Origin of the sequence: Bradyrhizobium sp., from assembly GCF_028868675.1 — a bacterium.
Lineage (GTDB): Bacteria > Pseudomonadota > Alphaproteobacteria > Rhizobiales > Xanthobacteraceae > Bradyrhizobium.
Genome location: NZ_JAGWUA010000017.1, coordinates 35,331 through 42,931 on the forward strand (window position 1 = coordinate 35,331; position 7,601 = coordinate 42,931).

Below are 7,601 nucleotides of genomic sequence, written 5' to 3' on the forward strand. Positions count from 1 at the left end.
GTGATGCCATTGACAAGAAAGCAGCGTCCCGTTTCCCTCCAGCGAGAACCGGCGCTTGGTATCTCCATAAGAAGCCGCTTCTGTGTCATTAGTTCCGCCCGGGAACGGCAGCCCTGCTCCGCGAGTTAAGCCTGATTAACGCCTTCGTTCGCCTGATAAAAGTGCCTCCGTCCCGGCCAGGGATCGCTTGCAAGCCGCGTGCCGAATGGATCTGATCGCTCAAGCCAAGACCAGGGGAATTCAGGCAGAGTTCATCGATGCCCTGGGGACGCTGCGGGTCACCGGGCCCGCCGCTCTCAAGTCCATTCTCGCGGCGCTGCCCGAGAAGCGCGCTTACCGGTTCGTCGCCGGCCCTGTCGTGGTCCGGGCCGGCCCGCCGGTGCGTACCGCACTGTTCGAGGCCGCGGTGCTCCCGTTGCGCTGGTCGATCGCGCGCGGCGCGGAGGTGGTCGCGGAGGGAGAGGCGTGCGAGCGCGTCATTGCCTGGCCCGCCGGTCTGGCGCCCGGCTATTACCGGCTGAAGCTCAGGGATGCCGCGGGCATCGAGGACGAGGCGCCGCTGCTCGTGGCACCGGAACGCGCCTTCACCGGCGATTTCGATCGCGGCTGGTTGCTCGCCGTGCAGCTCTACGGCATCCGCTCCGCGCGCAACTGGGGAATCGGCGATTTCACCGATCTGGCGGGTCTCGTGGCGCTCGCCGCCGAGCTTGGCGCGGACGGCGTCGGCCTCAACCCGCTGCACGCGCTGTTCGACGACCGGCCGACCGATTGCAGCCCTTATTCGCCGAACAGTCGCCTGTTCCTCAATCCGCTCTACATCGACGTCGAGGCGATCCCGGAATATTCGGCCGATCTGCTGCCCGAGGCGCGCAGCATCGCGGCGCGCCTGCGTGACGGCGACCGGGTCAACTATGCCGAGGTCGGGCCGCTGAAATGGCGGGGCCTGCGCGCCGCTTTCGATGGGTTCCTGGCCCGGGCCAGCGACACGCGCCGGCAGGATTTTGCGGCGTTCCGCGCTGTGCGAGCGCCGCTGCTGCAGCGTTTTGCCTGCTTCGAGGTGCTGCGGCATCGCTTCGCCCGGCCGTGGTGGGAATGGCCGAGCGAGTGGCTGCGGCCGGATGAGGCGACATGCGCCGAACTGCGCGAGGGCCCCGACGGGCGCGAGGTCGCGTTCGTCGAATTCGTGCAGTGGACCGCCGAGACCCAGCTGCATGCGGCAAAGGCGCTTGCCGGCCGGCTCGGCCTCAAGGTCGGGCTCTATCTCGACGTCGCGGTCGGCGTGCAGTCCAACGGGTTCGATGCCTGGAACGAGCAACTCGCGATCTCGCGCCAGCTCGCGGTCGGCGCGCCGCCCGACGTGCTCAACACCGTGGGCCAGGATTGGGGTCTTGCCGGATTCAATGCCGGCGGGCTCGAGGCGCGATCCTTCGTGCCCTTCGCCGAGATGCTGGCGGCCTCGATGCGCCACGCCGGCGCGATCCGGCTCGATCACGTGCTCGGGCTCAAGCGGCTGTACCTGGTGCCGCGCGGCTTCAAGCCGGACAACGGCGCCTATGCGCAGATGCCGTTCGAGGCGTTGCTCGCTACCGTTGCCCGCGAAAGCGCGGCGCATGGCTGCATCGTGATCGGCGAGGATCTCGGCACCGTGCCCGAAGGTTTTCGCGAGACCATGCAGGACTGGGGCATCTGGTCCTATCTGGTGATGATGTTCGAGCGCGACGATCAGGGGCGTTTCCGCAACGTCGATCACTACATTCCCAATGCGTTGGTCACTCTCAACACCCACGATCTCTGCACCTATGCCGGCTGGCGTTCCTTCAGCGATCTGAAGGTGAAGCTTTCGCTGGGGCTCGACCCCGGCGAGAGCGAGCAGGCGCGCTGGCACGCGCTCGGCATGCTCGACGACATCCTCCGCCACAACGCCATCGAGCGGAACGACCTCTATTCCGTGCTGGCGTTCCTGGCACGGACCCCCTCGCGGTTGCTGGCCGTTTCGCTGGAAGACCTTTTGGGCGTGGTCGACCAGCCGAACATCCCCGGCACGATCGACGAGCATCCGAACTGGCGCCAGCGCCTGCCGGTCGCGCTCGAGCATATCGCCGCGACCATCGATCTCGCCGCGCTGAAGGCCGCAACCAGGGAACGGTCGTCCCTGCCGGCGCGTTGAGAGGGGACAATCTCGGGGGATTGACGAGGTCATGTGAGGATCGAGGACTACGCGCTGATCGGCGATTGCGAGACGGCGGCGCTCGTCGGCCGCGACGGCTCGATCGACTGGTTGTGCTGGCCGGCCTTTGATTCCGACGCCTGCTTTGCCGCTATCCTCGGCACCAACCGGAATGGACGCTGGCTGATCGGACCGCGCGGCGATATTACGGCCGCCTCGCGCCGCTATCTCGGCGATACGCTGATCCTGGAAACTCGCTTCGAGACCGAGGGCGGCGCCGTCGCATTGATCGATTTCATGCCGCCGCGCGGCCAGGCGTCCGACGTCGTGCGTCTGGTGCGCGGCGTCGAGGGACGCGTGAAGCTCCGGATGGAGCTCGTGATCCGCTTCGGCTTCGGCGTCGCCATTCCCTGGGTGCGGCGGACCGAGGACCGCTCCGCAGTGCTCGCCATCTGCGGGCAGGACATGACGGTGCTGCGGACGCCGGTCGAGACCCGCGGCGAGGATTTGACCACTGTCGCCGAATTCGAGGTGAATGCCGGCGAGACCATCCCCTTCGTGCTGACCTATGGGCCCTCGCATCTGCCGCCGCCGAAACCGATTGATCCCGAGGCGGCATTGCGGGAGACGGAAGCCTTCTGGAAGGACTGGTCCGGCCGTTACCGCCGCAAGGGCGATCACCACCATCTCGTCATGCGTTCGCTGATCACGCTGAAGGCGCTGACCTTCGGACCGACCGGCGGCATCGTGGCGGCGCCGACCGCCTCGCTGCCGGAAAAACTCGGCGGCGCCAGGAACTGGGACTACCGCTACTGCTGGCTGCGCGATGCCACCTTCACGCTGCTCGCGCTGATGAATTCCGGCTATACCGAAGAAGCCTCGGCCTGGCACAACTGGCTGCTGCGTGCCGCCGCGGGCGCGCCGGCGCACATGCAGATCATGTACGGCATCTGGGGCCAGCGGCGGCTCCTGGAATGGGAGGCGGGCTGGCTTGCCGGATACGAAGGCGCGCAGCCGGTGCGGTTCGGCAATGCCGCGCATGCCCAGCTGCAGCTCGACGTCTATGGCGAGCTGATCGATGCGCTGCACCAGGCGCGCATGGCGAAATTGCAGCTCGACGACGCGAGCTGGGCGCTGGAATGCGCCGTGCTCGAGCATCTGGCCGGTGTCTGGGACCATCCCGATCACGGCATCTGGGAGCGCCGCGGCGAGGCGAAGCACTACGTCTTCTCCAAGGTGATGACCTGGGTCGCGTTCGATCGCGCCATCAAGAGCGCCGAAACCTTCGGCTTCAAGGCACCGCTGCTGCATTGGCGCGCCCTGCGCGACACCATCCATCGCGACGTCTGCCGCAAGGGATTTGACGCCGAGATGGGCGCGTTCGTGGAGTCCTACGGCTCCAAACTGCTCGATGCCAGCGTGCTGCTGCTGCCCTCGGTCGGCTTCCTGCCGGCGGCGGATGCGCGGGTACGCGGCACGATCGCGGCGATCGAGCGCGACATGATGCGCGACGGCTTCGTGCTGCGGCACGATCCGAGGGAGGTCTCGGAGGAGACGCAGCCGATCGAGGGAGCGTTCCTGGCCTGCACGCTGTGGCTCGCGGATGCCCATGTGCTCGGCGGTGACCTCGACCAGGCGCAGGCGCTGTTCGACCGCGTGGCCGCCGTCGCCAACGACGTCGGACTGCTGGCCGAGGAATACGATTCCATCGCCGGGCGCCAGACCGGAAATTTTCCGCAGGCGCTGACCCATATCGCGCTGATCAACACCGCGCACAATCTGTCGGCGGCGAGGGCAGAGGGCGAGAAGCCGGCGGTGCAGCGGTCGCAGTAGCGGCCCGCTTCATTCGACCCCGTTCAGTCTCAGGACCATCTCCATCGCATCCGCGAAACCGTCCTGCTCGTTGCTGGCGGTGACGTGGGTGGCCGCGCCCTTGACGTTCTCGGTCGCGTTGCCCATCGCGAACGACAGGCCGCTGGCCCGGAACATCGCGAGATCGTTCTGCATGTCGCCGATGGTGGCGACTGCGTGGGCCGCGATCCCGAGCCGCCGCGCCATCGCCTGCACGAAGGTGCCCTTGTCGCAGCCGGGCGGCGTGATGTCGAGGTAGTAAGTCTGCGAGCGCACCGCGACGGCCCGGGTGCCGAGCGCCTCCTGTATCGCCGCCTCGCAGCGCTCCAGCATGGCTGCGTCGGAACTCGCGCCGACGATCTTGCAGGCGCCGGACAGATAGGGCGAGAAATCCGGCACGACGGTCGGATCGGCGCGGATCGCGCGCCTCTCCAGCGGCACATGGTTGCCATCGGGATTGCAGGTCAGCCATTTGTCGGCGGTGAAGACCCAGACGTCGACGCCGAACTCGTTCAGGATATTGACGCTGCGCTCGGCGGCCGGTGCCGGGATCAGGTGCTGCTCGATCGGATTCAACTGCGGATCGACGATCGCCGAGCCGTTGAAGGCGCCGACCGGGAGCGTGATCGCGAGCGGCTCGATCAGGAAGCGCATGCCGATGGTCGGGCGGCTCGAGGTGATGGTGAAGCCGATGCCGGCCCGATGCAGCCGCTGCACGGCAGACCGGGCGCGATCGGTCAGCGTCTTGTCCTTCGTCAGCAGCGTACCGTCGACGTCGGAGACAACGAGCGAGATGCGCGTCATGAGCTGGGCCCGTGCGATGCGGCGTCGAGCTTCAACTGCCGCAACACGTCGTCGACGATGGCTTCGACCGGCGCGTCGATCGCGACGGTGACGACATGCTCGCCGGCCTCGGGCGGCTCCAGCGTCCTGAACTGGCTCGCCAGCAGCTCCGGCGGCATGAAATGCCCCTTGCGATGGGCGAGCCGGCTGGCGATCAGCTCCGGCGCGCCCTGCAGGAACACGAAGCGGACGTCCCTGCGCCCGCGCGAGAGCACGTCGCGGTAGGCGTGCTTGAGCGCCGAGCAGGCGATGATGACATGGCCGCCATACGTGCAAGTGCGCTCGATCTCGTCGGCGATGGCGTTGAGCCAGGGCCAGCGATCCGCGTCGGTGAGCGGATGACCAGCGCTCATCTTGGCGACGTTGGCTGCCGGATGAAAGCGGTCGCCGTCCTCGAAGCGCCAGCCGAGGCGCTTGCCGAGTGCATCCGCGATCGTGCTCTTGCCCGAGCCCGATACGCCCATCACGATCAGCGCGCAGGGTGTCTCAGCGTCAGTCACCAAAATCCTCCGGAAGCGCGGCGCGATCGACCAGCCAGACGGTCTCGCCGATCGAGCGCGCGCGTGTCGCCGGCAGGTTCTCGCCGTTGAGAAGACGCGTCAAGATCGCCCGTTTATCGAGCCCCGCGATCTCGAACAGCATTTCCCGGCAGGAGGCGAGCGCGGGCAGGGTCAGCGTCACGCGCGGCACGAAGGGTGCAACATTGGCCGTTGGGACGGCGACCACCCAGCGCGCGGTCTCATCGAGCGCCGGATCACCAGGAAATAGTGAGGCCGTGTGGCCATCGGGTCCGGCGCCGAGCAGCATGAGGTCGAACAGCGGCCTGGACGGATCGAGCCGGGTAGCGCCATAGAACTCCTGGAGCTCGCGCTCGTAGGAACGGGCGCTCTGGTCCGGGTTTCCGGCGGAGGTCGGGATCGGGTGGATATTGGCGGGCGGCGCATTGCCGTCGAGAAGGACCGCGCGCGCGAGCGCCATGTTGTTGAGCGCGTCGCCCGCCGGCACGAAGCGCTCATCGCCGATGAACCAGTGCACGCGCGCCCAGGGTATCCTGCCGCGCCAGGACGGCGTCGCGAGCAATTGGTAGAGCCGCTTCGGGCTCGATCCGCCGGCCAGGCAGATGGCGATCTCTCCCGGGCAGGCGTCGAGTCTCGCCATCACCCGTTCAGCCGCGATGCGCGCGAGCTCGTCCGCATCCGCAGCGACGATCAGCCGCGGTCGGCGCGCGGTCGCCATCAGGTGAATTTCCGCCAGCTTCGCCCGTCGCGCCTCATGAGCTCGTCGGCGCAGACGGGGCCCTCGCTGCCGGCCTCATAAGTTTCGATGCCGTCGCGGCCCGCTCTCTTCCAGGCGTCGAGGAACGGTTGCACCGCCCGCCATCCGGCCTCGACGCCGTCAGCGCGCTGGAACAGGATGTTGTCGCCGATCATGCAGTCGTAGATCAGCGTCTCGTAGCCGGTGCTCGGGTCGGTCCTGAAATAGTCGCCATAGCGGAACTTCATCTCGACGCCGTCGATGGTGACGCTCGGGCCCGGGATCTTGGCGTTGAACTGCAACTCGATGCTTTCGGTCGGCGAGATGCCGATGGTCAAGAAGTTCTGCGACAACCGGTCGATCGAGGTGCCGTTGAACATCGAAAGCGGGGCCTGCTTGAACTTGATCGCCACTTCCGTCCGCTTGGTGCCGAGCGCCTTGCCGGTGCGCAGGTAGAACGGCACGCCGGCCCAACGCCAGTTGTCGATCGCGAGCTTCAACGCGACGAAGGTCTCGGTGGTGCTGTCGGGCCTGACGTCCTCGACCTTGCGGTAGTCGGTCAACTCGTCGTCGCCGATCTGGCCGGCCAGATATTGCGCGCGTACCGAATTCCTCAGCGCCTCGGTCTCGCTCTGGTGCTGGATCGCGGCCAGCACCTCGGCCTTCTCGTTGCGCACCGCGCGGGCGTCGAACCGCGACGGCGGCTCCATTGCGACCAGCGACAGCAGCTGGAACAGGTGGTTCGGCACCATGTCGCGCAGCGCGCCGGTCGCATCGTAGAAGCGGCCGCGATGGCCGACGCCGAGCCTCTCTTCCACGGTGATCTGGACATGGTCGATGTGGTTGCGGTTCCAGATCGGCTCGAACATGCCGTTGGCGAAGCGCAGCACCATGATGTTCTGCACCGTCTCCTTGCCGAGATAGTGATCGATCCGGTAGATCTGGTGCTCTTCCATCAGCTTGAGCAACTCGGCGTTCAGCGCCCGCGCCGAGGCGAGGTCGGTGCCGAAGGGCTTTTCGACCACGAGCCGGCGCCAGGCGCCGTCGTTCTCCTTCAGCAAGCCGGTGCGGCCGAGTTCGTGCGCGATCGGCGCGAACGCGGCAGGCGGCGTCGCGAGGTAGAACAGGCGGTTGCCGCCGGTGCCGCGCGAACATTCGAGCTCGTCGAGCTGCTTGCGCATGGCGTCGAAGGACGACGGGTCCCTGGTGTCGGCCTCGATCGTGCTGACGCATCGCAGGAGTTGCCGGGCAACCATGTCGTCCACGGGACGGGTGGCGAATTCGCGCAGGCCCTTCATCAGGCTGTCGCGCAGTGCGTCGCTCGACATGCCCTTGCGCGCCACGCCGGCCACGCAGAATTTTTCCGGCAGCAGGCCGGTGGCCGCGAGATTGTACAGCGACGGAAGGACGAGGCGGTGGGTGAGATCGCCGGTGGCGCCGAAGATGACGAAGGCGCAATTCTCCGGCTTTTGCTGTTCTTGCGGAT

At 67.1% G+C, this 7,601-nt stretch carries 6 protein-coding genes; 2 read left to right on the forward strand and 4 right to left on the reverse strand.

Going from position 1 to position 7,601, the window contains the following annotated elements; translation table 11 throughout:
* The first annotated feature begins 205 nt into the window (after positions 1 to 205).
* Positions 206 to 2,167 carry a 4-alpha-glucanotransferase gene (gene malQ / locus KGM94_RS04405; protein WP_300255337.1) on the forward strand — a complete coding sequence of 654 codons (1,962 nt, stop codon included), beginning with the start codon at positions 206 to 208 and terminating at the stop codon, positions 2,165 to 2,167.
* A 33-nt stretch (positions 2,168 to 2,200) separates the two neighbouring features.
* Complete coding sequence (locus KGM94_RS04410; protein WP_300255339.1) at positions 2,201 to 4,000, forward strand: glycoside hydrolase family 15 protein; 1,800 nt, start codon at positions 2,201 to 2,203, stop codon at positions 3,998 to 4,000.
* Between the two features lie 9 nt (positions 4,001 to 4,009).
* Here the strand turns inward: KGM94_RS04410 and KGM94_RS04415 are convergent, their stop codons facing one another.
* The 4 genes from KGM94_RS04415 to zwf form a co-directional block, all read right to left on the reverse strand.
* Positions 4,010 to 4,822: an HAD family hydrolase gene (locus KGM94_RS04415; protein ID WP_300255341.1), complete on the reverse strand. Its 813-nt coding sequence runs from the start codon at positions 4,820 to 4,822 to the stop codon at positions 4,010 to 4,012.
* A complete protein-coding gene (locus tag KGM94_RS04420) occupies positions 4,819 to 5,325 on the reverse strand; it encodes a gluconokinase (protein ID WP_300255347.1) in 507 nt (168 codons plus the stop codon). The genes KGM94_RS04415 and KGM94_RS04420 overlap by 4 nt, the downstream gene beginning before the upstream one ends.
* A gap of 28 nt (positions 5,326 to 5,353) precedes the next feature.
* Entirely contained in the window at positions 5,354 to 6,097 is a 744-nt protein-coding gene (gene pgl / locus KGM94_RS04425) for a 6-phosphogluconolactonase (RefSeq protein ID WP_300255343.1), read from the reverse strand.
* On the reverse strand, positions 6,097 to 7,601 hold a 1,505-nt coding region (zwf, locus tag KGM94_RS04430), incomplete at its 5' end, for a glucose-6-phosphate dehydrogenase (protein ID WP_300255345.1). The genes pgl and zwf, both read right to left, overlap by 1 nt.

Excerpts from the sequence above, each read along its gene's own strand:
- malQ (WP_300255337.1), top strand. The coding sequence starts at position 206 with ATGGATCTGATCGCTCAAGCCAAGACCAGGGGAATTCAGGCAGAGTTC.
- KGM94_RS04415 (WP_300255341.1), bottom strand. The coding sequence starts at position 4,822 with ATGACGCGCATCTCGCTCGTTGTCTCCGACGTCGACGGTACGCTGCTG.
- KGM94_RS04420 (WP_300255347.1), bottom strand. The coding sequence starts at position 5,325 with ATGGGCGTATCGGGCTCGGGCAAGAGCACGATCGCGGATGCACTCGGC.
- pgl (WP_300255343.1), bottom strand. The coding sequence starts at position 6,097 with ATGGCGACCGCGCGCCGACCGCGGCTGATCGTCGCTGCGGATGCGGAC.